General features: G+C 69.2%; 23 protein-coding genes. 20 read left to right on the forward strand and 3 right to left on the reverse strand.

Translation table 11 applies throughout. The features are described from left to right. The 16 genes from gspC to D7X12_RS19270 form a co-directional block, all read left to right on the forward strand. A partial coding sequence (gene gspC / locus D7X12_RS19200; RefSeq protein ID WP_279637231.1) for a type II secretion system protein GspC occupies positions 1 to 385 on the forward strand: 385 nt, incomplete at its 5' end. 25 nt (positions 386 to 410) lie between these two features. Then, positions 411 to 3,044 (forward strand): type II secretion system secretin GspD, encoded by a 2,634-nt coding sequence (gspD, locus tag D7X12_RS19205; protein ID WP_120626729.1) that lies wholly within the window; start codon positions 411 to 413, stop codon positions 3,042 to 3,044. Positions 3,045 to 3,048: 4 nt separating this feature from the next. Continuing rightward, on the forward strand, positions 3,049 to 4,875 hold the full coding sequence (gene gspE / locus D7X12_RS19210) for a type II secretion system ATPase GspE (RefSeq protein WP_120626730.1): 1,827 nt from the start codon (positions 3,049 to 3,051) through the stop codon (positions 4,873 to 4,875). A 6-nt stretch (positions 4,876 to 4,881) separates the two neighbouring features. Continuing rightward, positions 4,882 to 6,138: a type II secretion system inner membrane protein GspF gene (gene gspF, locus D7X12_RS19215; RefSeq protein ID WP_120626731.1), complete on the forward strand. Its 1,257-nt coding sequence runs from the start codon at positions 4,882 to 4,884 to the stop codon at positions 6,136 to 6,138. 15 nt (positions 6,139 to 6,153) lie between these two features. After that, the gene (locus D7X12_RS43465) at positions 6,154 to 6,297 is read left to right on the forward strand and encodes a hypothetical protein (protein WP_167509015.1); all 144 of its coding nucleotides are present in this window, start codon (positions 6,154 to 6,156) and stop codon (positions 6,295 to 6,297) included. 72 nt (positions 6,298 to 6,369) lie between these two features. Continuing rightward, on the forward strand, positions 6,370 to 6,789 hold the full coding sequence (gspG, locus tag D7X12_RS19220) for a type II secretion system major pseudopilin GspG (RefSeq protein ID WP_120626732.1): 420 nt from the start codon (positions 6,370 to 6,372) through the stop codon (positions 6,787 to 6,789). Positions 6,790 to 6,919: 130 nt separating this feature from the next. Next, positions 6,920 to 7,327 carry a type II secretion system protein GspG gene (locus D7X12_RS19225; protein ID WP_341868233.1) on the forward strand — a complete coding sequence of 136 codons (408 nt, stop codon included), beginning with the start codon at positions 6,920 to 6,922 and terminating at the stop codon, positions 7,325 to 7,327. After that, positions 7,324 to 8,052, forward strand: coding sequence for a prepilin-type N-terminal cleavage/methylation domain-containing protein (locus tag D7X12_RS19230; protein WP_120626734.1), 729 nt, complete (start codon positions 7,324 to 7,326; stop codon positions 8,050 to 8,052). Before D7X12_RS19225 ends, D7X12_RS19230 begins: the two co-directional genes overlap by 4 nt. Then, positions 8,049 to 8,975 (forward strand): type IV pilus modification PilV family protein, encoded by a 927-nt coding sequence (locus D7X12_RS19235; protein WP_120626735.1) that lies wholly within the window; start codon positions 8,049 to 8,051, stop codon positions 8,973 to 8,975. The genes D7X12_RS19230 and D7X12_RS19235 overlap by 4 nt, the downstream gene beginning before the upstream one ends. Beyond that, positions 8,972 to 9,652, forward strand: a complete 681-nt coding sequence (locus D7X12_RS19240; RefSeq protein ID WP_120626736.1) for a type II secretion system protein GspJ — start codon at positions 8,972 to 8,974, stop codon at positions 9,650 to 9,652. Before D7X12_RS19235 ends, D7X12_RS19240 begins: the two co-directional genes overlap by 4 nt. Next, positions 9,652 to 11,076: a type II secretion system minor pseudopilin gene (locus D7X12_RS19245; RefSeq protein WP_120626737.1), complete on the forward strand. Its 1,425-nt coding sequence runs from the start codon at positions 9,652 to 9,654 to the stop codon at positions 11,074 to 11,076. The genes D7X12_RS19240 and D7X12_RS19245 overlap by 1 nt, the downstream gene beginning before the upstream one ends. Before the next feature lies 1 nt (position 11,077). Continuing rightward, entirely contained in the window at positions 11,078 to 12,685 is a 1,608-nt protein-coding gene (pilM, locus tag D7X12_RS19250; RefSeq protein WP_120626738.1) for a pilus assembly protein PilM, read from the forward strand. A gap of 10 nt (positions 12,686 to 12,695) precedes the next feature. Further along, the gene (locus D7X12_RS19255; protein WP_120626749.1) at positions 12,696 to 13,253 is read left to right on the forward strand and encodes a type II secretion system protein M; all 558 of its coding nucleotides are present in this window, start codon (positions 12,696 to 12,698) and stop codon (positions 13,251 to 13,253) included. A gap of 2 nt (positions 13,254 to 13,255) precedes the next feature. Further along, on the forward strand, positions 13,256 to 14,236 hold the full coding sequence (gene gspN / locus D7X12_RS19260) for a type II secretion system protein GspN (RefSeq protein WP_120626739.1): 981 nt from the start codon (positions 13,256 to 13,258) through the stop codon (positions 14,234 to 14,236). Between the two features lie 100 nt (positions 14,237 to 14,336). Further along, positions 14,337 to 15,968 (forward strand): sigma 54-interacting transcriptional regulator, encoded by a 1,632-nt coding sequence (locus D7X12_RS19265; protein WP_120626740.1) that lies wholly within the window; start codon positions 14,337 to 14,339, stop codon positions 15,966 to 15,968. A 63-nt stretch (positions 15,969 to 16,031) separates the two neighbouring features. Further along, a complete protein-coding gene (locus D7X12_RS19270; protein ID WP_120626741.1) occupies positions 16,032 to 16,547 on the forward strand; it encodes an RNA polymerase sigma factor in 516 nt (171 codons plus the stop codon). Between the two features lie 15 nt (positions 16,548 to 16,562). On the opposite strand, the gene D7X12_RS19275 is transcribed toward D7X12_RS19270, so the two are convergent. Both D7X12_RS19275 and D7X12_RS19280 read right to left on the reverse strand, forming a co-directional pair. Then, on the reverse strand, positions 16,563 to 17,219 hold the full coding sequence (locus tag D7X12_RS19275; protein WP_120626742.1) for a DUF8685 domain-containing protein: 657 nt from the start codon (positions 17,217 to 17,219) through the stop codon (positions 16,563 to 16,565). Position 17,220: 1 nt separating this feature from the next. Further along, positions 17,221 to 19,398, reverse strand: a complete 2,178-nt coding sequence (locus D7X12_RS19280; protein ID WP_120626743.1) for a S46 family peptidase — start codon at positions 19,396 to 19,398, stop codon at positions 17,221 to 17,223. A gap of 145 nt (positions 19,399 to 19,543) precedes the next feature. Between D7X12_RS19280 and D7X12_RS19285 the strand changes: the two genes are divergently transcribed. Further along, entirely contained in the window at positions 19,544 to 20,287 is a 744-nt protein-coding gene (locus tag D7X12_RS19285; RefSeq protein WP_120626744.1) for a M50 family metallopeptidase, read from the forward strand. Positions 20,288 to 20,303: 16 nt separating this feature from the next. Here the strand turns inward: D7X12_RS19285 and D7X12_RS19290 are convergent, their stop codons facing one another. After that, the gene (locus D7X12_RS19290; RefSeq protein WP_120626745.1) at positions 20,304 to 20,963 is read right to left on the reverse strand and encodes an MBL fold metallo-hydrolase; all 660 of its coding nucleotides are present in this window, start codon (positions 20,961 to 20,963) and stop codon (positions 20,304 to 20,306) included. A gap of 102 nt (positions 20,964 to 21,065) precedes the next feature. On the opposite strand from D7X12_RS19290, the gene D7X12_RS19295 reads away from it, so the two are divergent. The 3 genes from D7X12_RS19295 (at position 21,066) to D7X12_RS19305 (ending at position 26,383) form a co-directional block, all read left to right on the forward strand. Continuing rightward, entirely contained in the window at positions 21,066 to 21,773 is a 708-nt protein-coding gene (locus tag D7X12_RS19295) for a hypothetical protein (protein WP_120626746.1), read from the forward strand. A 286-nt stretch (positions 21,774 to 22,059) separates the two neighbouring features. Further along, on the forward strand, positions 22,060 to 24,441 hold the full coding sequence (locus D7X12_RS19300) for a DNA gyrase/topoisomerase IV subunit A (protein WP_208719144.1): 2,382 nt from the start codon (positions 22,060 to 22,062) through the stop codon (positions 24,439 to 24,441). A 10-nt stretch (positions 24,442 to 24,451) separates the two neighbouring features. Continuing rightward, positions 24,452 to 26,383: a DNA gyrase/topoisomerase IV subunit B gene (locus tag D7X12_RS19305; RefSeq protein WP_120626748.1), complete on the forward strand. Its 1,932-nt coding sequence runs from the start codon at positions 24,452 to 24,454 to the stop codon at positions 26,381 to 26,383. Positions 26,384 to 26,691 lie beyond the last annotated feature (308 nt).

Here is a 26,691-nt window from a genome sequence, read left to right on the forward strand (position 1 = left end):
CCCCGCCGCCGCGCCCGCGGCCACCCCCACCAACGGCCTGGGCAACGGCATCAAGTCCACCGGGGAGAACGAGTACGAAGTCCCCAAGGCTGAAATCGACAAGACGTTGAGCAACCTCAACGACGTGGCCATGCAGGCGCGCATCGTGCCCGCCTTCAAGGACGGTCAGTCCGTGGGCTTCAAGCTGTTCTCCATCCGCCCGGACTCCATCTATTCGAAGATCGGCGTCCAGAACGGTGACGTCATCCGTCGCATCAACGGCTTCGACATGAACAGCCCTGAGAAGGCGCTGGAGGTCTACTCGAAGCTGAAGGACTCCTCTCGTATCGAGATCGAGATCGAGCGCAACGGAGCGCCGATCCGCAAATCCTACAACGTCCGTTAAACACCCCGTCAGCGCCCGCTCCTCCATGAAGACGCTCCCGTCCTGGATGCTTTGCCTGTGCCTCGCGCTCTCTGTCCCCGCGTGGGCCCAGCGCCGTCCTACGCAACCTGGTACGCCGCCCCCCGCCACGGGTGAGCGCGACCGGACCATCACCCCGCAGGGAACCACTCCGCCGGCCCGCGGCGCGGCTCCGGCCAACGCTGGCCCGGATGAGAATCAGGGTCCCCGACAGATGCCTTCCTGTGAGCAGGCCCGTCGGAACGCGCGCTACGGCATCTACTTCGACAAGGTGGACATCGAGAAGCTCGTCCAGACCGTGTCGGATGCCACCTGCCGCACCTTCATCCTCCCGGAGAACGTGCGCGGGAAGATCTCCATCATCGGTCCGGAGAACGGCCGCGTGGAGGTGGACGCGGACTCGTTCTACTCCGCGTTCCTCGCCGCGCTCGACGCCAACGGGCTCGCCGTCTACCCGTACGGCCGCTTCCTGAAGATCGTCGACAAGCGCTCGGCGAAGCAGAACCCCATCCCGACCATCGTGGACGAGACGACGCCGTACACCACGAACGAGCAGATGATCACCAAGCTGTTCAAGATCAAGTACGTGGAGGTGGAGCCCCTGCGCGGCGTGCTCCAGCAGCTGGTGTCCAAGGACGGCGACACCATCCCGTACCCGCCGGACACCATCATCGTCAACGACGTGGGCTCCAACATCCACCGCCTGGAGCGCCTCATCAACCAGCTGGACAGCCGCTCCTCCAGCGACGAGATGCGCGTCATCCAGGTGCAGTACGCCACCGCCCAGGACGTGGCCAACACCGTCCAGAAGCTCTTCGAAGCCAAGGGCGGCGCGCGCCCCGGCCAGCGCCCCGCGAACTTCCCCCAGGGCGCCCCCGGCGTGCCTCCCGGTGAGGGCGGCGTGTCCCCCGGCGGCGCGGACTCCGGCGGCGCGGTGACGCTGTCGCAGATCATCCCGGACGAGCGCACCAACAAGCTCATCGTCGTGGCCAGCCCCGCCGCCTTCGGCCGCATCCAGGACCTGGTGCGGGAGATCGACATCCCGTCCGGCAGCGGCAACCGCATCAACGTCTACCCGCTGGAGAACGCCAACTCGGAGGAACTCGCCAGCACCCTCCAGTCGCTCGCGCAGGGCACCGCCAACCGCCCGCAGCGCGGCCCCATCCCGCAGCAGCCGCAGGGCCTGCCGCGCGCGACCACCCAGGCCGCGGAGCTGTTCAGCGGCGAGGTGAAGATCTCCGCCGACAAGGGCACGAACTCGCTCGTCATCGTCGCCAGCCAGTCGGACTACAAGAACATCGTCCAGATCATCCAGCAGCTGGATCAGCCCCGCCGCCAGGTGTTCGTGGAGGCGGTCATCATGGAAGTGAACCTGGACCGCAACAGCGAGTTCGGCATCAACTTCCACCAGGGCTTCAGCCTCAAGACGGACGACGGCGCCATCCCCGGCATCTTCGGCACCAACTACGCGGGCGGCGGCGTGCCCCCGTCCTTCTCGCTCGCGAACCTGGCCAGCATGGGCGGCTTCCTCGCCGGCATCCAGGGCCCCGTCCTCCCGGAGCTCAAGGCGCTGGGCATCGACATCCCGGCCTTCGGCGTGGTGCTCAACGCCATGCAGCAGTCCTCGGACGTGAACGTGCTGTCCACGCCGCACCTGCTCACCAGCGACAACGAGGAGGCCGAAATCACGGTGGGCCAGAACGTGCCCTTCCAGTCCGGCTTCTCCCCGTCCAGCCTGGGCAGCGCCGTCACCGGCGGCGTCACCGGCGGTGCCACGGGCGGCCTCAACCCGTCGCTGCTGGGCTCGCTGGGCGGCCTGGGTTCGCTGTACGCGCCCATCACCCGCCAGAACGTGGAGCTGAAGCTCACCGTCAAGCCGCAGATCAACGAGAGCGACTACATCCGCCTCGTCATCACGGAGCAGACGGAGGAGATCGCCTCGTCCGACCCCGTGCTCGGCCCCACCACGTCGAAGCGCAGCGCGAAGACGACGGTCATCGCCAAGGACATGGAGACGGTCGTCATCGGCGGCATCATGCAGGACCGCACCCTGGAGTCCGTCTCCAAGGTGCCGGTGCTGGGTGACATCCCGCTCTTGGGCCACCTGTTCCGCGACACCACGCGCCGCAAGACGAAGACGAACCTGCTGCTCTTCCTCACGCCCTACATCATCCGCGGCCAGGAGGACTTCCGGCGCATCTTCGAGCGCAAGATGAAGGAGCGTCAGCAGTTCGTGGAGCAGTTCTACGGCCAGGTGCCCGGCTACGACGTGGCGGTGGACTTCAGCCGCAAGCCCGGTCCCCTGTCGCGCATGAACCAGTCCATGCTCAAGGAGTCGCAGCGCGTGGAGAACGGCGGCCCCGGCACCTCCAACGAGCGCGTCATCGCCCCCGCCGGCGCAGGCACCGGCACCCCGGCCGGCACCCCGTCCCCCGGGCAGGGCGCCGGGGAGGCGCCTGCCTCGCCGAATGGCACTGCCGCCCCCGCACAGGGAGAGCAGGTCCCGCGAAATTTAGAAGCACCTCCGGAGGGTTCGGAAGGATCAGTGCCCGCCACACCGGCTCCGCAGCCCGACGTCGTCGCGCCCACTCCGGACGCTGACACCGACAGGCTGCGCATCCAGCCGGGAGCCGGGGAGTAAGCCCATGAATCCGACCGCCGACCCCACGACCCTCCAAGCCTCCGCCGCGTCCACGGAAGTCCCCGTGGGCCGCAACGACGCCACGCAGATCGTCGCCCACGGGCAGGCGTACCTGTGTGGCCGGCCGCTCGGGGAGATCCTCCGTGCGCTCGTGCCCGGCCTCACCCCGGAGAAGATCCAGGAGGCGCTCGTCCTCCAGCAGGAGAAGGGCCTCCGGCTGGGCGCGGTCCTCGTGGGCATGAAGGCGGTCACCGAAGAAGACGTGGCGCGCGCGCTCAGCCACCAGTTGGATCTGCCCTACCTCCAGCGCATCTTCACGGAGGAGGTGGACGCGAACCTCGTCAAGCGCATCCCCATCAACTTCGCCCGCCAGACGAAGCTGCTGCCCCTGTCCCTGGAGGGTGACGAGGTCATCCTCGCGGTGGCGGATCCGCTGGACACCAGCGCCCTGGACCACGCGCGGCTCCTGCTGGGCCAGAGCATCCAGCCCCGCATCGCGCTGGAATCCACCATCGTGGACGCCATCAACAGCGTGTACGACCGCTCCGTCAACGAGACCGAAGACCTCGTGGACGAGATGGAGACCACCGAGGACCTGGACTCCCTGGCGCACGAGCTGGAGGAGCCCAAGGACCTGCTGGACGCGGACGACGAGGCCCCCGTCATCCGCCTGGTGAACTCCGTGCTGTTCCGCGCCGCCAAGGAGCGCGCGAGCGACATCCACATCGAGCCCATGGAGCGCGAGCTCCTGGTGCGCTTCCGCATCGACGGTGTGCTCCAGGAGGTCATCAAGCCTCCCAAGCGCTACCAGAACTCCATCATCGCGCGCGTGAAGGTGATGGGGCAGCTCAACATCGCGGAGAAGCGCCTGCCGCAGGACGGCCGCATCCGAATCAAGCTGGCGGGCCGCGACATCGACATCCGTCTGTCCACCACGCCCACGTCCTTCGGCGAGCGCATCGTCATGCGTCTCTTGGACAAGACGGCGACGCTGCTGGACCTGGCGGAAATCGGCATGAGCCAGCAGGTGCTCTCGTCGATGCAGTCCGTCATCAAGCGCTCGCACGGCATCGTGCTGGTGACGGGCCCCACGGGCTCCGGCAAGACGACGACGCTCTACGGCGCGCTCTCCAAGATCAACACCTCCGACCTCAACATCCTCACCGTCGAGGACCCGGTCGAGTACCAGCTCAAGGGCATCGGCCAGATGGCCATCGCCCCGAAGATTGGCCTGACGTTCGCACAAGGCCTGCGCTCCTTCCTGCGCCAGGACCCGGACGTCATCATGGTCGGTGAGATCCGCGACAAGGAGACGGCGGAGATCGCCATCCAGGCGTCCCTCACGGGCCACCTGGTGCTCTCCACGGTCCACACCAACGACGCGGCCGGCGCCGTCACGCGACTCGTGGACATGGGCGTGCAGCCCTTCCTCGTGGCGTCGTCGCTCACGGGCATCCTCGCCCAGCGCCTCGTGCGCCGGGTGTGCCCGGACTGCCGCGCGCCCTACACGCCCACGGACGCGGACCTGAAGGAGCTGGGCTACACGTACCAGAGCTTCAAGGAGCGCTTCGGCGCGGAGCGCATCTACAAGGCGGTGGGCTGCCCGTCGTGCAACCGCAACGGCTACCGCGGCCGCTCCGGCATCTACGAGTTCCTGTTCGTGGACGACGACGTGCGCCAGCTGGTGCTCAAGAACGTGGACGCGTCCACCATCAAGAAGTCCGCGCTCGCCAAGGGCATGATCACCCTCCTGGACGACGGCGTGCGGAAGATCGCCCTGGGCGAGACGACCATCGCCGAGGTCCTCAGCATCACGCAGGAGGACATCTAGTCCGCCATGCCCGTCTTCGAATACAGAGGCCTTGATTCCAACGGCAAGCAGAAGAAGGGCTTGCTGGAGGCGGACTCCCCCAAGACGCTGCGCGCCAAGCTGCGCGCGGACGGCGTCTTCCTCACCGACGTGCTCGGGCAGGCGGAGGGCAGCCGCGCGGGCGTGTCCAAGGGCGCCAACGCGTCACTCGTCGCGCGCGACGTGGACCTGCGCAAGCTCGCGGGCGGCCGGGTCAGCACGGAAGACGTCGCCATCCTCACCCGCCAGCTCGCGACCCTGCTGGGCGCGGGCGTCACCATCGTGGACTCGCTCAACGCGCTGGTGGACCAGGCGGAGAAGGAGCGCCTCAAGCGCGCCCTCTCCGACATCAAGCAGCGCGTGAACGAAGGCTCGTCCCTGGCGGACGCGTTCGGCCAGCACCCCAAAATCTTCCCCAGCATCTACATCAACATGGTGCGCGCGGGTGAGGCCTCCGGCGCGCTGGACACGGTGCTGCTGCGCCTGGCGGACTTCACGGAGAACCAGGCCAAGCTTCAGCAGAAGATCATCGGCACCATGCTCTACCCCGCCATCATGCTGCTGGTGGGCGGCGGCATCCTGGTGCTGCTGATGGTGTTCGTCGTGCCGAAGGTGACGAAGATCTTCGAGACGATGAAGGCCACCCTGCCCCTGAACACGCGCATCCTCATCGCCGCGTCCAACTTCATGCAGGCGTGGTGGTTCCTGGTCATCCCGTCCATCATCGCCGGCTGCATCTACTTCATGCGCTGGACGCGCAGCCCCAAGGGCAAGCCCAAGTGGGACCGCTTCACCCTCAAGGCCCCCATCTTCGGCAGCCTCGTGCGGCTCTTGGCCATCTCCCGCTTCGCGCGCACGCTGTCCACGCTGCTCAAGAGCGGCGTGCCCATGCTGGCCGCGCTGGACATCGTCAAGGCGGTGATGACGAACTCGGTGCTGGCGGACGCGGTGGAGAACGCCCGCGAGTCCATCCGCGAGGGCGAAAGCATCGCCACGCCCCTCAAGCGGTCCGGCCAGTTCCCGCCGCTCGTGTACCACATGGTCGCCATCGGTGAGAAATCCGGCCAGCTGGAGGACATGCTCCTGTCCGTGGCGGATTCCTACGAGACGCAGGTGAACGTGCGCATCGGCGCGCTCACCAGCCTCCTGGAGCCCATGCTCATCGTGGTGATGGGCGTGATGATTGCATTCGTCGCCCTGTCCATCCTGATGCCGATTCTCCAGGTGAATACGGCCATCCATTAGGAGGCGGGAGCCACGATGAACGACACGCTCGACCGGTGGATCCAGCGCGCCACGCTCGTGGGCCTGATTGCCCTGGCCGCCACGCTGGCGACGGTGGGGGCCTCGCTGTACGCCCAGCCGGAGCCGCGTCCGGCCGCCGGACACCGCGCCCCTCCCTGAAGTGCCCCTGACATCCCGACACAGCCCAGGCCGGGTGGACTGCCAGAAAGTCACCCGAAGGTGAGTGAAGACATGACGACGAACGCGAAGAAGCAGCAGCGCCGCCGCAACCGCGGCATGACCCTCATTGAAATCATGGTGGTCATCACCATCCTCGGGCTCATCGCCGCCGCGGTGGGCGTGGCCGTCATCCCGAAGCTGGAAGAGGCCAAGCAGGACACCGCCCGGCTGGACATCCGCAACATCCAGAGCGCGATGAAGCTGTACTACACGAAGAAGGGCAGCTACCCGGACACGGCCACGGGCCTCAAGGCGCTGGTGGACACCCAGAACCTGGAGCGCATGCCCACCGACCCCTGGGGGCGCGAGTACGTGTACATGAACGAGGGCGGCAAGCCGGTCATCACCAGCTACGGCGCCGACGGCAACGCGGGGGGCGAGGGCTCCGACGCCGACATCTCCTCCAAGGACACGCCGGGCAAGCAGCAGTAGCCGCGCATTCTCTCCGTGAAGCAAAGCCGCGCCCCCGCGTGTTGTCGTAGGAATGCCCGAGATGACTCCCGAGCACACTTCCTCACCGACGTCCGCGCGTGAGGCGCGTTCCGTTCCCGGCGCGTCCGGCTTGAAGCCCCGCGCCCGCTCCTCCCGCCGTGGCCGCCTCATCCTCGCGGGCGTGTTCGGTGGCGCCACCGCGCTGGCCTTCGCGCTGGTGTGGGCCACCGAGGACAACACCCTCACCCCGCCGCAGCGCCAGGCGCGCGAGCAGATCCGCCGCCTGGAGGGCTTCTTCAAGTCCTACCACCGGCTGATGGGCGAGTTCCCCACCCAGGCGCAGGGCTTCACGCCGCTCATCGCCTCCCGGGTGCTGGACGGTCCGCCCATCGACCCGTGGGGCCACCCGTATGTCTACCGGATGGTGGGCAAGAAGGGCGCCGTGCTGTCGCTGGGCTCTGACGGCCAGCCCGGCGGCACCGGCGACGCCGCGGACGTCTTCAGCGGCGGCACCGTGGCACAGGGGGTGCAGCCATGACGGCCGCCATGTCCCCTGCTCCCGCCCGCCGTCGTGGTGCGCCTCGCGGCCTGACGTTGATTGAGATCTCCATCGCCATCGCCATCGCGGCGGTGCTGTTCGCGGCGGTGACGGTGGGCATTGGCGCGCTCACGGGCGCCAAGGCGAAGGGCTCCGCCACGGAGCTGGCGGGCGTCATCCGCTCGCTCTACGACTCGGCGGCGCTCAGCGGCAAGACGTGCCGGCTGGTGTTTGAAATCCCCGACCCGAAGCGCGAGGAGCCCACGCGCTACCACGCCGAATGCGCCGCGGGCGGCGTCACCACCGCCAGGGACAGGGACGCGGCGCTGAAGAGCGACGAGCGCGACCGGGAGCAGGCCGCCCGCAACGGTGGACAGGATGAGCGCAAGAACTACACGCGCTCGGACAATGCGTCACCGTCCGCGCAGGAGCTGATGGACCAGGAGAAGACGCGCATCGAGTCCCAGTCCACCTTCTCCGCGTACACCGCGGAGGAAATCAGCCCGCGCGAGCTGCCCTCGGGCGTGGCGGTGTCGGTGTGGACGCGCCAGCAGCGCGAGCCGGTGGAGAGCGGCGTCGCCTATCTCTACTTCTTCCCCCAGGGGTACACGGAGAAGGCCATGGTGTTCCTGCGACAGGGTGACAACGCGTGGACGCTGGACGTGTCACCCCTGACAGGCAAGGTGAACATCGCATCCGAGGCCCTGGAGGTGCCGCGCTCATGAGACACCCCGGACACGGACACACCCGCGGCGGCTTCACGCTGCTGGAGACGATGGTGGCCATGGCCATCCTCAGCGTGGCGCTGATGGCCATCTTCGACCTCAACGCTGGCGCGGTCTCCAACCACGTCTACACCAAGCGACTCACCGTGGCGTCGCTGCTGGCCCGCTCGAAGATGACGGACCTGGAGCAGACGCTCTACGACGACGGCTTCGACGCTGACGACGACGAACAGTCCGGCGACTTCTCCGACGACGGCTGGCCCCAGTTCAAGTGGCGCGCGCGCATCATCGCGCCCAAGACGGACGGCGTGACGCCGGACCAGCTCATCGGCGCCATCTTCAACCTGCCCATGGGCGGGGGCGGAGACAGCGGAGATCCGCTGGGCGGGCTCGCGGGCCTCTTCGGTGGCGGCGGCGGCGACAAGGGCGCCCCTCCCGGTGGCACCACCACCTCCAGCCCGATGGGCGCCTCCGCCATGAGCATGGCGCAGCCCATGTTCACGCAGATGGTGGACCAGCTCACCAAGGCCGTGCGCGAGGTGCACCTCACCGTCTACTGGAAGGAAGGCACCCAGGTGGAGAGCGTGGACGTCGTCACGCACGTGGTGTCGCTGGGGCCGGGCGGCGACCGCAACGGCGGCTTCACGCCCAACGCGGGCACCACCGCGGGCGCGGAGAACCAGTGGGTGGACGCCAACGGCCGCGTGGTGGAGAACCCCATCCCGGGCCCCAACGGGCAGATGCTGGATCCGAACACGCGCCAGCCGCTGCGCAACCGCGCGCAGCTGCTCAACGAGCTCAACCGCGGCGGCGGCCAGCAGCCGGGCGGCACGGGCGGCATCAACCCTCGCGCGCCGGGCGGCATCTTCGGCGGCCGGGGTGGCTTCCCCAACCTCAACAACTCCCCCGGAAACACGCGATGAGACGACCTGCACGCGCACGCGGCTTCACGCTGATGGAGGTGATGGTGGCGGTCTCCATCACCGCGCTCATGGGCACCGTCGTCGCCATGGCCTTCCAGACGGGCATCAACGCCAAGGAGGTGGTGGAGGGCGAAGCGGAGCGCTACCGCATGGTGCGCGTGTCGCTCAACCGCATGGCGCGTGAGATTGGCTCCGCCTACGTGAGCGACCGCTACGACCTGCGCCGCTTCCGCGACCAGAACGACCGGCCCACCAACTTCGTCGGGGAGCGCGACAAGCTGCTCTTCACCACGTTCTCGCACCAGCGCCTGTACACCGACGTGAAGGAGTCCGACCAGGCGGTGGTGGAGTACTTCGTGGAGAACTCCACCGAGCGCGCCACGCGCCAGCGCATGGACCTGAAGCGCCGGGTGAACCCCAACGTGGGCGAGCGCATGGACCGGGGCGGCACCACGGACGTCCTCTTCGAAGGCGTCAAGGGCGTGGAGTTCGCCTACTGGGATTCGGAGAAGAAGGAGTGGGATGACGAATGGGACACGCGGCGCACGGAGAAGAAGTCCATCCTCCCCACGCGCGTGCGCATCACCGTCATCGCCCTGGACGAGTCGGGCAAGGAAGCGCGCTACAGCACGCAGACGCGCATCGTGCTCAACACGGAACTGCCGAGGTTCAACTGATGGGCTTCTCCTACTTCCAGCAGGCGTCCCGCCGACGCGGGAAGGTGCCGGGCCCGGTGCCGCAGGCCGAGGGCCTGCCCTCGAAGGCCGCGCGCAAGGACCGGCGCTCGCGCGGCGTGGCGCTCATCATCGCCATCGTCTCCATCGCGCTGCTCACGGTGGTGGCCTCGGAGTTCGCCTACAACACCCGGGTGGACCTGCAGCTCGCCGCCAACCAGCGCGATGAAGTGCGCGCCTACTACATGGCCCGCTCCGGCATGTCGCTGGGCCGGCTGCTGCTGCGCTTCCAGAAGCAGGTGGACCAGACGCCCATCCCCAACCCCATGGCCATGCTGTCGCAGCTGGGCATGGGCGGCCCGCAGCCGGGCGCGGGCGGCACGCAGGCGTTCCAGCCGCAGTCGCTCAACATCCAGCTCTGGAAGCTGGCGCGGGTGGACTGCCACATGCTCAAGGGGCTGGTGAAGAGCGACGGCGCGGAAGGTGCGGAAGGCGCCCCCGTGGAGACGGACCCGGTGGAGGTGGACCCCGCCTTCCGGATGGATGACGGGGACGAGTCCGCGGGCGCCGCCACGCAGATGGCCGCGACGATGCAGCGCCGCTCGTTCGGCGGCTTCGAGGGCTGCTTCCTCGCCACCATCAGCGACGAGGAGGAGAAGCTCAACGTCATGCGCCTGAACACCGGCGGCGCGGAGGCGCAGGCCACCGCCGCGCGCATGGTGGACATGTTCGCCGACAAGCGCTTCGAGTTCCTCTGGCAGCAGGACGACGCGAACCGCGTGCGCTCCACGCCGCAGGACACCGTCATCGCGATGAAGGACTGGGCGGACGAGGACGCGACCCAGTCCGCGCTCAACCCCAAGGACCCCACGAACCCCTTCCAGGGGGGCTTCGCGGACGAGGGTTCCGCCTACAGCCGCTACGAGCCGCGCTATGAAGTGAAGAACGGGCGCTTCGACAGCCTGGACGAGCTGTACCGCCTCCACGGCGTCAACGACCGCTTCATGGCGGCCTTCCGCGACCGGCTCACGGTGTACCCGGACATCAACTCCAAGCCGAACATCAACACCGACGACCCCATCATGCTGGGGCTGGCCATCATGTCCGCGGCGGACCCGAACCGGCCGGACCCGCGCCTGACGGACCCGGTGTTCCTCAACGAGCTCATCAGCCGCATCCGCGCCGCGCGCATGTTCAGCTTCTTCGGCATGTCGGTGGCGGACTTCCTGGGCGTGGTGGAGCAGGCGGGCATCGCGGTCAACCCGCTCATCAAGGGCAACGTCGCGCAGAACCGGTACCTGGGCGACAAGAGCAAGACATTCACCATCAAGTCCGTGGGAGAAGCGGGCAGCGTCCAGAAGACGCTCACCGCGGTCATCCGCCTGGACGACGGGCTGGGCAAGCTCGTGTATTACAGAGAGGAATAGCATGGCCCGCATTCTTGGCCTGGACCTCGGCAGCCACTCCGTGAAGGGGGTGGTGCTGGACTCCGGAGCGAAAAGCCACACCACCCAGGCCTTCGCCGAGGTGCGCCGCGCGCAGGAGGGCGAGCGCCCGGAGACGCTGCGCGCCGCCTTGGAGGAGCTGCTCGGGAAGATGCCCGCGGGGCACGTGGATCAGGTCGTCATCGCCCTGCCCGGCCCGTCGCTCACCACGCACGCGGTGAGCTTTCCCTTCTCCGACAGCAAGCGCCTGGAAGAGGCGCTGCCCGAGGAGGTGGGCAGCCAGCTGCCGTTCGACATCTCGGAGACCGTCTACGACTACCAGGTGGTCGGCCTGAAGGACACCGGCGGCAAGCTCAAGGCGGCGGACCTGCTGGTGGGCGTGGTGCGCAAGGAGGAGCTGCAGTCGCTGCTGGCGCTGCTCGGCAGCCTCCAGTTGGACCCGCGCGTCATCACCCATCCGGCGCTCGCGTACCAGAACCTGTTCGCGCAGGCGCCCGGCCTCTTCGAGGACCTGGGCGTGGGCAGCACCGTGGCGGTGGTGGACATCGGCCATGAGCGCACGTCGGTGGCCATTGGCCGGCCGGGCCAGGGCGTGGAGTTCGCGCGCACCTTCGCCGGCGGCGGGCGCGACCTGACGCGGGCGCTCGCCACCGAGTTCCAGACGACGGTGCCGGAGGCGCACCAGTGGAAGGAAGCGCACGGCGCGATGGCGAGCGCGGCGCAGGGGCCGGACGCCGGGCGCGCGGCGAACGCCTTCGTGCGCGGCCTGCAGCCGGTGCTGCGCGAAGTGCGGCCGTCCTTCAAGTCCTTCACCGCGCGCACCCGGCGCCAGGTGGACGCGGTGGTGCTGGCGGGCGGCACGGCGCGCCTGCCGGGGCTCGCGGAGCAGCTGTCCAAGGACCTGAACGTCCCCGTGCGCGTCCTGGCGCTGCCGACGGAGACGGCCGAGAAGATTCCCGCTGGGGATGCGCCGTCCGCGGCGCAGGCGTACGCGCTGGCGATGCGCGGCAACGCGGCCGGGGCGAAGGCGCCGCGCTTCAACCTGCGCCGGGGTGAGTTCGCCTTCAAGGGCGGCTACGACTTCGTGAAGGAGCGGGTGGGGCTTTTGGCCTCGTTCGCCGTCACGCTGCTGCTGCTGCTCGTCGCCTTCGGGGTGGTGCGCAACACGGTGCTGGCGCGGCGCGAGGCGGAGGTGGACGCGGTGCTGTGCAAGACGACCCAGCGCATCCTGGGCACCTGCGAGACGAACTACGACCGCGCGCTCAACATGCTCAAGGGCGTGGAGAGCCCCGCGGCGGCGCTGCCCGCGATGTCGGCGGTGAACCTGCTGGCGGAGGTCACCCAGCGGGTGCCGGCGGAGGTGCCGGTGCGCTTCGAGCGCATCCAGGTGGACCTGGACCGCATCATCCTCCAGGGCGAGACGGACAGCTCCAAGCAGATCGACACGCTCTCCACCGCCTTGAAGGGGCACCGCTGCTTCAAGGACGTGAAGGAGGGCGAGGTGAAGAAGACGCGCGACGGGCAGAAGGTGACCTTCCGCCTGGACGTGCAGGTGCAGTGCCCTGGCGAGAAGCAGGGCGGGGAGACCTGACATGGCGGACATGGGAAAGCTTCGGGAGGTCTTCGCGCCCGTCCAGACGTGGTTCGAGCGGCTGAGTGACCGCGAGCGCAAGCTCGTGGCGCTGGCCGGCTCCGCGGTGGGCCTCTTCGTCCTCTTCGTCGTCATCTTCAGCTTCGCCAACAGCGCGTCGGGCTACCGCCGGCGCACGCAGGACAAGCTGGCGAAGCTGCAGGAGGTGCAGGCGCTGGCCACCAGCTACGGCGCCGCGCAACAGGAGCGGCAGGCGGTGGAGCAGCAGCTCACCAGCAGCAACGTGCGGCTCATCACGTACATCGAGGACAAGGCCACCGCCGCCGGCCTCACCGTGCCCAACATGTCGCCCAAAGGCGACGTGGGCGTGGGAGACGGGAAGATCATCGAAAGCGCCGTGGAGCTGACCTTCACCGACGTGGACCTGCGCAAGCTGACGGACTTCCTGCGCACGGTGGAGACGGGCCCGGGCATCGTGAAGGTGAAGTACCTGCGCGTGGAGCCCCGGCCCGCCACGGACACCCTGACGGCGTGGACGACCGTCGCCACCTACCGGATGAAGCAATAGCCATGGCCACCGACTCCAAGACCGCCCGCTGGAAGCTCGTCCTGGGCTACACCGCGTTCGCGCTGGTGGCGTTCGTGCTCTGCCTGCTCCTCACCTTCCCGTACGACGCGGTCCGCACGCGCATCGTCACGGAGGCCGCGAGCCAGGGGCTCGCGGTGCGCATCGACGGCCTGAGGCCCGGCCTGTCCGGCGTCACCGCCACCAACGTGCGCGTGAGCAAGCCGCCCGTGCCCCTGGGCGCGGAGTCCGTGGCGGCGCTCGCCCGGGGCGAGTCCGGGGGGCTGGGCCCGGAGGAGCTGGGCGAGGCGCTCACCTTCGACTCCGTGGCGCTGCGCCCCGCCCTCTTCCCGCCCGGCGTGGTGGTGAACGCCAAGGCGATGGGCGGCACGGTGCACGTCAACGTGGGCGGCCTGAGCGGCACGTCGCTGGACGTGGACGTGGACGGGCTGCAGGCGGGCGGCGGCAACCTGCCGCGCTACACCGGCGTGGACATGGAGGGCACCCTCAACGCCAGGATTTCACTCAAGGCGCCGGGCACGCTCATCCGCGGCCAGGCCGTGGACTGGTCGCAGGCGTCAGGCACGGTGGCGCTGAACACCCAGGGGCTCACCATCAAGGGTGGCAAGGCGGCCATCCCCATGGGCGGAGGCCCCGGGATGCCCATGGACCTGCCGCGCATGGTGCTGGGTGAGCTGAAGGGCGACCTCCAGTTCGACAAGGGCCTGGGCACGGTGAAGGACCTGAACCTCAAGAGCGAGGACCTGGAGGGCCAGGGCACCGGCACGGTGAAGCTGGGCAAGCGGCTGGCGTACAGCGAGCTGGGGCTGGACGTGCGGCTCAAGTTCGAACAGGCCTTCCAGCAGCGGCTGGGGCCCCTGGCCATCGCGGTGAACATGCTGCCGGTGGACCGGGAGAACCCGGGCTACCGCGGCGGCCGGCTCACCGGCATGGTGAGCAGCCCGCGCTTCGCGGCCAGGCGCTAGCACTGGCGGCAGGGCCCCCCTCCCCGGGTTGATGCCCGCGCACGCGCCGTGTAAAGCGCTCCCCGCTGCCCCCGGTGCGGGGGCGCGGGGAGAGGTTGGAATGCCGGAGTTGGTGTTCTTCCGTCGAGGCGAGGAAGTGTTGCGGGTGGCGGTGGACCGGGCGCGGCTGGTGCTCGGTCGGGGCGACTCGAGCGACGTGGCCATTCCGGATCCGGAGGTGAGCCGCCAGCAGGTGGCCCTCCTGTGGGACGGGCAGCGGTGCCGGGTGGAGGACCTGTCCGGCAAGGGCACGAAGGTCGCGGGCAAGGTGGTGGAGCGCGCGGACCTGCCCGACGGCGCGGACGTGGAGCTGGGCCAGTGGCGCGCGGTGTTCCGCCAGCATGGCGCCAGTGAGGACGCGGACCAGGCCACCGAGGCGGGCAGCAGCACCACGGTGCAGAACCGGGACGCGCAGCGCTGGCAGGCCGCCCAGGTGCGGGTGAAGCAGGGCACCACGGAGACGGTGCACCGGCTCACCGGCGACAGCTTCACGGTGGGCAAGGACACCGGCTGCGACCTCGTCCTCCAGGACCGGTTCATCTCCGGCCGCCACCTCAAGGTGACGCGCCAGGAGGGCGTGTTCCACGTCGTGGACCTGCGCTCCACCAACGGCACGTGGCTGGGGCCCGTGCGCGTGTTTGAAGCGGAGGTGACGCTGCCCACCAGCCTGCGCGTGGGCGAGGCGGAGCTCATCCTGGAGGCGGTGCCGGCGGCGAAGAAGGAGGCGCAGGCCTTCCACGGCATCCTCGGCAGCGACCCGTCGGTGCGGCAGCTCACGGACCTCATCCAGCGCGTGGCGCCGTCCACCGCGGCCGTCACCATCCTGGGCGAGTCCGGCACGGGCAAGGAGCTGGTGGCGAACGCGCTGCACGCGTGCTCGCCGCGCGCGAACCGACCGCTCATCCCGGTCAACTGCGCGGCCATCTCCAAGGAGCTGATTGAGAGCGAGCTGTTCGGCCATGAGAAGGGCGCGTTCACCGGCTCCGTGGGTGCGCGCAAGGGCGCCTTCGAGGAGGCGGACGGCGGCACCCTGTTCCTGGACGAGATTGGCGAGCTGCCGCTGGACCTCCAGGCGAAGCTCTTGCGCGCGCTGGAGAGCGGTGAAATCAAGCGCGTGGGCGCAAGCCGCCCCATGCACGTGGACGTGCGCGTGGTGGCGGCCACCAACCGCGACCTGCTGGCGGCGTCGCGCGAGGGCCGCTTCCGCGAGGATCTGTACTACCGCCTCTGCGTCGTCCCGCTGCACCTGCCGCCGCTGAGAAGCCGCCGGGGGGACGTCGTGGGCCTCGCGGAGCACTTCGTGCGCGCCTTCGCCCCGCGCGGGCAGACGGTGCGCTTCACGCCCGCCGCGCTGGAGCGGCTCCAGCAGCACGCCTGGCCGGGCAACATCCGCGAGCTGCGCAACGTGGTGCACCGCGCGCTGCTCTTGCGCAAGGGGCCGTCCATCGACGGGGCCGACCTGTCCTTCGACCAGGAGGTCAACCGCGAGACGGGCATCACCGTGCCGGAGCTGCCGCCGGGCATGACGCTGGAGCAGATGCTGGAGAAGCTGGAGCGGCAGATCATCGAAACCGCGCTGCGCCGCTTCAACAATAACCGCGAGCGCGTGGCCCGCGAGCTGGGCCTGGCGCGCTCCACCCTCTTCAAGCGCCTGAAGGACTGGGGCATGACGAAGCAGGACGAACAGGAGTGACGGGCCGGTAGACCCTTTGTCTTCCCCGTGCGTTCCAGGGGGAGACACAGGAGACCGTCCGCCATGGGCCCGCACGCCGCCGTCCTCCCCTTCCCCACCCTCAACGACCTCTACTCCCGGCACCGCCCCCGGGCCCTGGCCATTGCCCGGCGCATCGTGGGGGACACCGACGACGCGGAGGACGTGGTGCAGGACGTCTTCCTGCGCCTGTCGCGGCAGCCGCCGGGGCTGGACGGCCGGGCGACGTGGACGACGTGGCTGCACCGGGTGATGGTCAACAGCAGCATCAACTGGCTGCGCGCGCGCCGGCGCCGGGAGCGGCTGGCCCACGCGCCCCAGGAGACGGTGTCCCCGGAAGCGCACGCCATGGGCGAACAGATGCAGCGCCACTTCCACGAAGCGCTGGAGGAGGTGAACCCCCAGCAGCGACAGGTGCTCTACCTGCGCGAGGTGCGCGGCCTGGGCTCGGCGGAGATTGCCCGGCTGCTGCGCATCCCGGAGGGCACGGTGAAGAGCGCCCTGCACCGCGGCCGCCAGCGCGCCCTCACCGTGATGGAGGAGCGCGGCCAGCGGCCGTGAGAATCCGGAGCGGCTCTACTCGTCGCCCTTGCTGCCGACGAACTGATCCGCCTTCTCCTTGAAGAGGACGTTGAAGCTGGTGAGCGACCCGTACACGCGGGTGATGTAGCTCTGCATCTCCACCTTCTCCGCCTCGGAGAGCTTGGGGTGGGCGTTGAGCTTCTGCTCCAGCACGCGCAGGCGGTCGCGCACCATCGTGACCTTGTGGAACAGGTTGTCGATGGGGAGGTCCTTCGCCTGCAGCTCAGGGTTGCCCGGGACGAGGCGCACCGTGCCGCCCTCCCACTTGGCGGCGAGCGGCGGCTCGCTGATGCCGGAGGCCTCCCGGAAGATGTCCATCAGCTCTTCGCGCGTCATGTTCAGCCCTTCCAGGTCCACCACGTCGTTGGGGTCCGCGCGCCGCCGCACCACCACGGGCGCCACGCTGCGCGCCTGGGAGCGGCCCCGCGTGCTCACGGGCGGGGGCAGCGGGGTCGCGGAGCCCCGGGGCGCGTACTTGTCACAGATGGGCGCGGAGGGTGGGAACAGGCCGCGCGAGTTGTTCATGCGGCACGGCCCCACCCAGCCACGGTGATCCACGGAGTGCGGACTCCACAGCTTGCAGTTGCCGCACACCCGTTCGTCGGGACGGAAGGTGGGAAGCGCTGGCAGCCCCTCTCCCGCGTCCGACATGTCAGCGCGCCTCCTTCACCACCGGCGAGCTCTTGCGGATGTTGAGCTCGCGCAGGAGCGCGTCCGCGTTCTCGACCTGGTCGAGCTGCCAGAGCACGTAGCGCACGTCCACGTTGACGTTCCGGGCCACGTCCGGATTGTAGCCGAAGTCGTTCGCGACGTTCTCCCACACGCGGTCGAAGTTCACGCCCACGAGCTCGCCCTTGCCGTTCACCGTGGGGCTGCCGGAGTTGCCGCCCGTGGTGTCCGCGTCCGACAGGAAGTCCACCGGCACGTCCTTCAGCCGGGGGTCCACCCAGCGGCCGAACTTCTTCGCCTCGGCCGTCGCGCGCACCTTGTCGGGCACATTGAAGGGCTCCTCGCCCGTGTGCTTCTGGAGCAGGCCCGTCAGCGTCGTCTGGGGCAGGTACACCGCGCCGTCGCGCGGCGAGTAGCCCTGCACCTTGGCGAACGACACGCGCAGCGTGCTGTTGGCGTCCGGGGCGACGGGCTTGCCCGCCTGCGCCATCACCGCCTTGCGCCACGCCGGCCGCAGCCGCGACGCCGCGCCCTGGCGCCGGTCCTTGGTGTCGTCCAGCGCCGCCTGCTCCTTCGCCAGGTCCAGGCCGAACGCGAGCAGCAGATCCTTGCGCGCGGCGAGCTGCGCGGTGGACTCGTCCGCCATCTTCATCCGCGCCGCCTGCGTCAGCACCTGGGTGCCGGCGTAGAGCGCGTCGATCTTCGCGGTGACGTCCTTCGCCGCGTACGTCTTGCCGAAGTGGGTGTCCACGGCGGCGATGCGCTCTTCGGGCCGGAGCGCCTGCGCGCGCTTCACGAACGCGTGGAGCAGGGCCTTGTCCGCGGCGATGAAGAGGTTCTTCTGCTCGCGCTCCAGGCGGTCCTTGATGCGCGGCAGCTCGCGGTCCATGTACTCCGGGCGGCGCTCCAGGTCCGGCTTCGCGCGCTCCATGGACAGGCGGGCCACGGACGTCGCGAGCGCGGGGCCGCGCGCGAGGCGTCCGGACACGCCGAGCAGGAAGTCACGCTCGAAGGTCTTCGTGGCCACCTGCTGTTCGGCGAGCAGATCCTCGCGGGCCTTGAGGGCGTCGTTCCACTGCGCGCCGCCCTTCCTGGCCCAGGCGAGGACGGAGGTCTCGGTGGCGCGCTGCTTCTCCACGATGCGGCCGCGCTGCAGTCCCTCCAGCTGGCCGCCCGCGTTCTTGTAGACGTTGTGCAGGCTCTTGAGCTGCGAGGCCACGGCGATCCTCCCCGCGGGGTCCTTCTCGCCTTCGGCCTCCAGGAGGCGGATGGCCTCGCCCAGCACGTCGCGCACGCGCGGGTAGTAGCGCGCCTGGCGTTCGGCCATCTCATCCGCGAGCAGCGTGCGGAAGGTGGTGCCCGGGTAGCCCAGCACCATCACGAAGTCGCCCGGCTTCACGCCCTGGGTGGACAGCGGGAAGAAGAACTCCGCCTTGTAGGGCACGTTCTTCTCGCTGTACGGGGCGGAGCTTCCGTCCGGCGCGGTGTACGCGCGGATGATGGAGAAGTCGCCGGTGTGGCGCGGCCAGGACCAGTTGTCCTCCTCGCCGCCGTACTCGCCCACGCCGCGGGGCGGCGCGTAGACGAGCCGCACGTCCTGCAGCTCCACCGCGTCCACCAGCGTGTAGTTGACGCCGCCGTCGAAGGTCGCGACCTGGCAGCGGGTGGCGGGGCGCTTCTCGCACTCGGCGACCAGCTCCTTCTGCTTGCGGTCAATGGCCTTGTAGCGCGCGAGATCATCCGCGCCCGCGGGAACGGCGGCGGTGATGTCCGCCGTCACGTCCTTGAAGCTGCGCGGCACCTGCACGCGCGAGCCCTTGCCCGGGAGTTCCTCGGCCGGACGCTTCGCGAGGAAGCCGTCGGTGATGAGGTCCTTCTGGGGGGAGCTGTGCTCCTGGATCATCGAGAAGGCGCAGTGGTGGTTGGTGATGATGAGGCCGGAGGCGGAGATGAACGACCCGGAGCAGCCGCCGGTGTTCACCGTGCCCGCCAGCAGGCCGGTGCCCCTTTTCGGGTCCCACAGCTTGTTGGGAGGCAGCTGGAGGCCCTGGGCCTTGAGCCAGGCGGGGCTCAGTTCCAGCACCTGCTGGGGGGTCCACTTCCCTTCCCCGGCGAAGGCGGGGGCAGCCACGAGCGACAGGAGGAGGAGCGTCTTCTTCATGGTGTCCCCTCCCTACTCCGTCCGGTGCCCGAGCGCGACCGTTCCGGTGTCGGTGGAAGGCGTTTTCGCGGAAGATGGAACACCCCTGAATGTTCCGGTGTCTCTTCGGGTGTCCAGGCAGGCAGGGGTTCTGAGGGAGCGAGCGATGCGCACGGCGAGCGGGGCCACACTGGATGTCGGGCGGCTGGTGCTGCTCGTGCTGCTCGTGGGGGCGTCCTGGTACTTCTGGTACTCGCCGGTGTTGTGGCCGGTGAAGGTGTTGGTGGTGATGATGCATGAGAGCGGGCATGCCATCGCCACGCTGCTCGTGGGTGGGTCGGTGGACCGGGTGCATCTGCAGTTGAACGAGGGGGGCAGCTGTTTCTCGCGGCTGCCGCCCGGGGTGTTCAACCGCATCATGGTGTCCTCGGCGGGCTACCTGGGCAGCGCGGTGGCCGGGGCGCTGTTGATGCTGGCCACGTTCCGCTTCCGGCTGGGGCGCGCGGTGATGGGCGCGGCGTCGGTGTGGCTGGGGGTGATGGGCTTCTTCTACGCGGGGGACCTCTTCACGCTGGCGTTCTGTCTGGGCATGGCGGCGGCGATGGGGCTGGGCGCGCGCTTCCTGCCGTCGGGGGTGGTGGACGCGCTCAACCTGTTCCTCGCGGCCTTCACCGCGCTCTACGTCGTCTTCGACCTGCGGGACGACCTGTGGAACAGCGCGGTGCGGGCGCAGAGCGACGCGGCCATCCTCGCGAGCGAGACCTGGGTGCCGTCCATCGTCTGGGCGGTCCTGTGGACGCTCCTGTCGCTGGCGCTGCTCGCGGTGTCCGCGTACTGGTCGCTGCACGCGAAGCCCCAGGGCGGCGGCGGCGTGCGGATGCCGCCGGTCGCCCGGGCGCGGCGGGTGTGAGCAGGCCGCGGCGGCCCTACTTCCGCGGCCGCATCCGGAACGCCACGAACGACGCCATGTCCGGGAAGGCGAAGTACGGGTTCTTCTGGCGCACGGCGTCCATGCCCGCCACCGGCACGTCCGCGTAGTCGTGCCCCGGGAACAGCCGCGCGGAGTCCGGCACCTTCAGCAGCACCTGCGACAGCGAGCGGTACATCGCCTCCGGGTTGCCGCCCGGAAAGTCGCACCGGCCACAGCCGTTGATGAACACCGTGTCCCCGGACACCAGCGCGTCGTCCGCCAGCAGGCAGTGCGAGCCCGGCGTGTGCCCGGGCGTGTGCAGCGCCTGGAACGTGCGCGAGCCCACCGGCACCGGGTCCCCCGCCTTCAGCGGCCGGAGCGCATCCCCGCCCCAGGTGCGCAGCTCGCGCGAGAACGCGATCTCCTCCGCCTGCGCGTACACCGGTACGTCGTGGCGCGACAGCAGCTCCTGGAGGCCGTTGATGTGGTCGCCGTGACAGTGCGACACGAACGCGCCCACCACCCGCTTGCCCTCGGAGGCCACCTCCGCCTCGATGGCCGGCACGTCCCAGGCCGGATCCACCACCACCACCTCCGGCCCGTCCGCGGGGCCCACGAGGTAGACGAAGTTGTCCATCGGTCCCAGCTTCAGCTGGCGTACGTACGGCGTTGGCATGGCTGTCCTCCTTGCGAGCACTCTACGTCCAGGCTTGCCGCCCTGCGCCCGTTCCCGTTGAATGCCCCTTTCAACGCCCGTTCCGCCAGGAGGTCTCCTTCCGTGAAGCGCCTGCCCACCTTGCTCGCCTGCACGCTGCTCGCCAGCGTTGATGCCGCCGCCGCGAGCCGGGGGAGCTCCACGTTCCGCTACAAGCCGGGTCCGGACGAAGAACGCCCCGTCATCATCGACGCCACCATCGGGCCCCAGGGCAGCGACTTCGCCATGCGGCTGAAGTTCGACCGGATGCCCTTCGGCGAGGAGTGCAAGCAGCGCTGCGCCAACGTCACCCTCTTCCTGGACACCGACGCCAGCGCCCAGTCCGGCCTCCTCCTGCCCACGAAGGGCCCGGAGAACGGCGCCGACCTGGCCGTCGTCATCCAGGGCGTGCGCGAGTACAAGCGCCAGGACGCCCCCGCGGAGCTGAACCTGCGCGTGAAGGTGCGCCAGCTGGGCTCCGACACCCAGAGCGCGGATGGCGGCGAACTGCTCGCCGACCTCAACCACCGCCAGGACCCCGAGCGCGTCCAGACGGACGGCACCACCGTCTACCTGCTCATCGACGCCACCAGCGCCCTGCTGCCCTCCGCGAAGAAGGTGCGCATCATCTACCACCCGGCCGGCGGCAAGGCCGTGCAGGCCACCATCGGTGGCATGCTGGGCGACAGCTCCGGCAGGGGCGTGCAGATCTTCAAGCGCGGCAACTGGGGCCGCGCCCCCGACGCCGAACCCCGGAAGCCGCGCGCCAATCCGTCCGGCGACAACGGGTAGCCACCTCCCTTCCGCAAGCAGCCCGCCAGCCAACCGCTGTCCCTTGCACCTCTCGGAATTCCGGGGGGTTGGCGGTGCGTTTCAAGCAGGCACAGGACTGTACGGATGTACAGAAGTCCCGCGTCGGAGCCGACGCAACCTCCCGAATTCGTTCTCAATGTCAGGGGGCCATGGTAGTCCCGCCGCTTGACGTGATGGTCCGACCCGACCGGTGGCGTGCACGCAGGCCGCGCGCCGCGTCAGGGGGTTGGGGCGGACCCGTAAAACCCATCTGGATTTCATGACCATGCTCGCAGACGCCGATACGAAGACGCGCAAGAAGCAGGGAGGCCCGGCAGGGGGCGGAGGCGGAGGCAGTGGTGGCGCGTCCGGTGCCGGGGGCGGGGGCGGCAGCATCCCCGCGGGCCTCGCCGAGGAGGCCCGCCGCCGCTACCTCAACTACGCCCTGTCGGTCATCACCTCGCGCGCCCTGCCCGACGTGCGCGACGGCCTCAAGCCGGTGCAGCGCCGCATCCTCTACGGCATGTGGAACGACCTGAACCTGTCGTTCGACACCAAGTACCAGAAGTGCGCCCAGGTCGTCGGCGCCATCATGGGCCGCTACCACCCGCACGGCGACACGGCCATCTACGACGCGCTCGTCCGCATGGCCCAGGACTTCTCCCTGCGCTACCCGCTGGTGGACGGCCACGGCAACTTCGGCTCGCTCGACGGCGACTCCGCCGCCGCCTACCGCTACACCGAGTGCCGGCTGGAGAAGCTGGCCACGGAGCTGCTGGGCGAACTGGACAGCAAGACGGTCCGCTTCCGGCAAAACTACGACGGCACCCGGGACGAGCCCGTCGTCATCCCCGCGCGCGTGCCCCAGCTCCTGATGAACGGGACGACGGGCATCGCGGTGGGCATGGCCACCAACATCCCGCCCCACCACCTGGGCGAGCTGGTGGACGCGCTGCTGGCCCTCATCGAAAACCCGGAGCTGGCGGTCAAGGACCTGCTCAAGTGGATCAAGGGCCCGGACTTCCCCACCGGCGGGCAGATCCTCAACAGCAAGCCGGAGCTGCGCGAAATCTACGAGACGGGCCAGGGCGGCGTCCGCGTGCGCGGCGAGTACAAGCTGGAGGAGCTCAAGCGCGGCGGTCAGATGATCGTCGTCACCTCCATCCCGTACACGGTGAACAAGTCCACCCTCGTCGCGAAGATTGGCGAGCTGGTGCGCGAGCGCAAGCTGCCGCTCATCACCGACGTGCGCGACGAGTCCACCAAGGACGTGCGCATCGTCCTGGAGCTCAAGAAGGACGCCAGCCCGGAGCTGGTGATGGCGTACCTCTACAAGCACACGCCCCTGCAGACGACCTTCGGCGTGAACCTCACCTGCCTGGTGCCGTCCGACAACCCGGACGTCGGCACGCCCAAGCGGTTGGACCTCAAGAGCATCCTCCGCTACTTCCTCGACTTCCGCCTGGAGATCGTCACCAAGCGGTTCGAGCACGAGCTGGCGGAGCTCAAGCGCCGCGTCCACATCCTCGAGGGCTTCGAGCGGGCGTACGACGCGCTGGACGAGATGATCCGCATCATCCGTCAGTCCGAGGGCAAGCAGGACGCGGCCCAGAAGCTGATGGCCCGCTTCAAGCTGGATGAGATCCAGGTGGACGCCATCCTGGAGATGAAGCTGTACAAGCTGGCGCGCCTGGAGATCCTCGTCGTCCAGAAGGAGCTCAAGGAGAAGCGCGCGGAGATCAAGCGCATCGAGGGCATCCTCAAGGACGTGAAGAAGCGCTGGACCGTCATCCGCGACGAGCTCACCGAGATGAAGGCGGCGTACAACGACAAGCGCCGCACGCGCATTGGCGGCGCCGGGTCCGAAGAGGTGGAGTTCTCCGCGGAGGCCTTCATCACGGACGAGGACGCCCACGTGGTCCTCACCCGCGACGGGTGGATCAAGCGCGTGCGCGAGGTGAAGGACCCGTCCACCACGCGTCTGCGCGAAGGCGACGCGGTGATGGCGGTGCTCGCCGGCAGCCTGAAGGCGAACCTGGTGCTGTTCACCAACTTCGGCACCGCCTACGTCACCCGCTTCAACGACGTGCCGGCCTCCACCGGCTACGGCGACCCGGTGCAGAAGCTGTTCAAGTTCGACGACGGCGAGCGCATCGTGGGCGCCCTGTCGCTGGACCCGCGCCTGCACCAGCCGGAGAAGCTGGTAGCGGTGACGCGCCAGGGCCTGGGCATGCGCTTCCTGCTCGCGCCCCACGCGGAGGTCTCCACCCGCGCCGGCCGCCGCTACGCGAAGACGGGCGAGGGCGATGAGATCATCGGCACGCAGCCGGTGGGCGACCGCGACCTGCTCGCGGTCCTCACGGAGAAGACGAGCGCGCTCGTGTGCAAGGTGGCGGAGGTGAACGAACTGGCCGGCCCCGGCAAGGGCGTGCAGGTCATCAAGGTGGAAGCGGGCGACCGGGTGGTGGACTTCCTCGCGGCGCCCGCCAACCAGAAGGACGCCACGCTGGAGTTCGAGACGCAGAAGGGCCGCAAGCTGCACCTGTCACCGGCGAAGTTCACGGTGACGGCCCGCGGCGGCAAGGGCCATGAGATGTCCAAGCGCGACACGGTGAAGGAGGTGGCGCGGCCCGTCACCTTCGTGCCGCTGCCGGAGAAGAAGGAGTAGCGGGAAGGCCATGGCGACCAAGAAGGAAAGCTACACAGGCGCGGACATCCAGGTCCTCGAGGGCCTGGAGCCGGTGCGCAAGCGCCCGGCCATGTACATCGGTGGCACCGACAGCACGGGCTACCACCACCTCTTGTGGGAGATCCTCGACAACTCGGTGGACGAGGTCATCAACGGCTACGCCACCACCGTCGAGGTGACGCTGCACAAGGGGGGCAAGTCCATCACCGTCGTGGACAACGGGCGCGGCATCCCCGTGGACATGATGCCCAAGCACAAGAAGCCCGCCGTGGAGGTCATCCTCACGACGCTGCACTCGGGCGGCAAGTTCGAGCAGGGCAACTACATCCACTCGGGCGGTCTGCACGGCGTGGGCAGCTCGGTGGTGAACGCGCTCGCCAGCAAGCTCCAGGTGGAGATCAAGCGCGACGGCAAGCGCCACGTGCAGACGTACGCGCGCGGCAAGGCCACGAGCCCCCTGAAGGTGGAGGGCCCGGCGCGCGGCACCGGCACGTCGCTCACGTTCGAACCGGACTCCGAAATCTTCGGGGAGAAGCAGCGCTTCGACGCGGAGCTCGTGCGCGAGCGGCTGGAGGCGAAGAGCTACCTGCACAAGGGCATGACCGTCATCTGGAAGGATGAGACGGCCACGCCCGCGGTGAGCGTGACGTACAAGCACGACGGCGGCATCGCCGAATACCTCACCCGGGTCGTCTCCGAGCGACAGAAGCCCATCGTCCCCACCGGCGGCACGCCGTTCTACTACGCGCGTGACAACGAGGTCCGGCTGGAGGTGGCGCTGGCGTGGACGGAGGCCACGGACGAGCACGTGCGCTCGTACGTCAACGGCATCCCCACCGCCATGGGCGGCACGCACGAGGCGGGCCTCAGGGCCGCCATCGTCAAGGCGATGCGCAACTACATCGACACGCACGACCTGACGCCCAAGGGCGTGACGCTCACCGCGGAGGACATCCGCGAGGGCATCACCGCCATCCTGTCCGTCTACGTGGTGGAGCCCCAGTTCCAGGGGCAGACGAAGGGCCGCCTCAACAACCCGGAGACCGCGGGCCAGGTGGACGGTGCCATCCGTCCGGTGCTGGAGAAGTGGTTCAACGACAACAAGTCCATCGCGGAAGCGCTGCTGGCGCGCATCATCCTGGCCGCCCGCGCCCGCGAGGCCTCGCGCGCGGCCTCCGCCGCCATCAACCGCAAGACGGCGGTGAGCCACCGGCTCAACCTGCCCGGGAAGCTGGCGGACTGCTCGTCCACGGATCCGCAGTCGAGCGAGCTGTTCATCGTGGAGGGCGACTCGGCAGGCGGCTCCGCCAAGCAGGGCCGCGACCGGCGCACCCAGGCCATCCTCCCCTTGCGCGGCAAGGTGCTCAACGCGGAGCAGGCGTCCACCGACAAGGTGGCCACCAACAAGGAGCTCCAGGACATCGTCAGCGCGCTGGGGTGCGGCATCGGCGCGGACTTCGACATCACGAAGCTGCGGTATGGCCGCGTCTTCCTGCTGATGGACGCCGACAGCGACGGCCACCACATCGCCACGCTGCTGCTCACGTTCTTCTACCGCCACCTGCGGCCCCTCATCGAGGCGGGCGCGGTGCACATCGCCCAGCCGCCGCTGTACCGGGTAGACATTGGCAAGGAGACGTACTGGGCCCTGGACGAACCGGACCGCGACCGCATCATCCGCGAGAAGGTCCGCGGCAACGCCAAGCCCAACATCATGCGCTTCAAGGGCCTGGGGGAGATGACCGCGGATGAGCTGAAGGAGACGACGCTGGATGTGCGCAACCGCATCAGCCTGCGCGTCACCATCGACAACGCCCTGGAGACGGACCGCATCATCAACGACCTGATGGGCAAGGACGTCTCCGCGCGTTACAAGTTCATCACCGAGCAGGCCGGCGAAGTGCAGGAACTCGACGTCTGAAAGAGCCGGAGTCCATGCTCACCCGGGACGGGTTCCGTCCGTCCCGGGGAGGGCATTGGTCTTCCGCCCCGCCGGTCGGCTAGCATCCGCCGAATCGTGAACACACCCCGTCTTGCCCTGACTTTCGCGCTCGCCTGTATGCTGAGCGCTCCCGCCGCCGACGCCGCCACCAAGCGAAAGAGCGCCAAGAAGAAGCGCCCCGCCGCCACGAAGGCCACGAAGCCGGCCCCCGTCCCCGAGGACACCTTTACCCCTCCGGAGGACATGGCCCCGGCGGCGGCCAGCCCCGTGACGCCCGCGGCCCCCGC

Origin of the sequence: Corallococcus sicarius, assembly GCF_003611735.1 — a bacterium.
Classification (GTDB): Bacteria; Myxococcota; Myxococcia; order Myxococcales; family Myxococcaceae; genus Corallococcus; species Corallococcus sicarius.

Bases quoted from the DNA above. Each gene is read 5' to 3' on its own strand.
- gspD (WP_120626729.1), top strand. From the start codon at position 411: ATGAAGACGCTCCCGTCCTGGATGCTTTGCCTGTGCCTCGCGCTCTCT.
- gspE (WP_120626730.1), top strand. From the start codon at position 3,049: ATGAATCCGACCGCCGACCCCACGACCCTCCAAGCCTCCGCCGCGTCC.
- gspF (WP_120626731.1), top strand. From the start codon at position 4,882: ATGCCCGTCTTCGAATACAGAGGCCTTGATTCCAACGGCAAGCAGAAG.
- D7X12_RS43465 (WP_167509015.1), top strand. From the start codon at position 6,154: ATGAACGACACGCTCGACCGGTGGATCCAGCGCGCCACGCTCGTGGGC.
- gspG (WP_120626732.1), top strand. From the start codon at position 6,370: ATGACGACGAACGCGAAGAAGCAGCAGCGCCGCCGCAACCGCGGCATG.
- D7X12_RS19230 (WP_120626734.1), top strand. From the start codon at position 7,324: ATGACGGCCGCCATGTCCCCTGCTCCCGCCCGCCGTCGTGGTGCGCCT.
- D7X12_RS19235 (WP_120626735.1), top strand. From the start codon at position 8,049: ATGAGACACCCCGGACACGGACACACCCGCGGCGGCTTCACGCTGCTG.
- D7X12_RS19240 (WP_120626736.1), top strand. From the start codon at position 8,972: ATGAGACGACCTGCACGCGCACGCGGCTTCACGCTGATGGAGGTGATG.
- D7X12_RS19245 (WP_120626737.1), top strand. From the start codon at position 9,652: ATGGGCTTCTCCTACTTCCAGCAGGCGTCCCGCCGACGCGGGAAGGTG.
- pilM (WP_120626738.1), top strand. From the start codon at position 11,078: ATGGCCCGCATTCTTGGCCTGGACCTCGGCAGCCACTCCGTGAAGGGG.
- D7X12_RS19255 (WP_120626749.1), top strand. From the start codon at position 12,696: ATGGGAAAGCTTCGGGAGGTCTTCGCGCCCGTCCAGACGTGGTTCGAG.
- gspN (WP_120626739.1), top strand. From the start codon at position 13,256: ATGGCCACCGACTCCAAGACCGCCCGCTGGAAGCTCGTCCTGGGCTAC.
- D7X12_RS19265 (WP_120626740.1), top strand. From the start codon at position 14,337: ATGCCGGAGTTGGTGTTCTTCCGTCGAGGCGAGGAAGTGTTGCGGGTG.
- D7X12_RS19270 (WP_120626741.1), top strand. From the start codon at position 16,032: ATGGGCCCGCACGCCGCCGTCCTCCCCTTCCCCACCCTCAACGACCTC.
- D7X12_RS19275 (WP_120626742.1), bottom strand. From the start codon at position 17,219: ATGTCGGACGCGGGAGAGGGGCTGCCAGCGCTTCCCACCTTCCGTCCC.
- D7X12_RS19280 (WP_120626743.1), bottom strand. From the start codon at position 19,398: ATGAAGAAGACGCTCCTCCTCCTGTCGCTCGTGGCTGCCCCCGCCTTC.
- D7X12_RS19285 (WP_120626744.1), top strand. From the start codon at position 19,544: ATGCGCACGGCGAGCGGGGCCACACTGGATGTCGGGCGGCTGGTGCTG.
- D7X12_RS19290 (WP_120626745.1), bottom strand. From the start codon at position 20,963: ATGCCAACGCCGTACGTACGCCAGCTGAAGCTGGGACCGATGGACAAC.
- D7X12_RS19300 (WP_208719144.1), top strand. From the start codon at position 22,060: ATGCTCGCAGACGCCGATACGAAGACGCGCAAGAAGCAGGGAGGCCCG.
- D7X12_RS19305 (WP_120626748.1), top strand. From the start codon at position 24,452: ATGGCGACCAAGAAGGAAAGCTACACAGGCGCGGACATCCAGGTCCTC.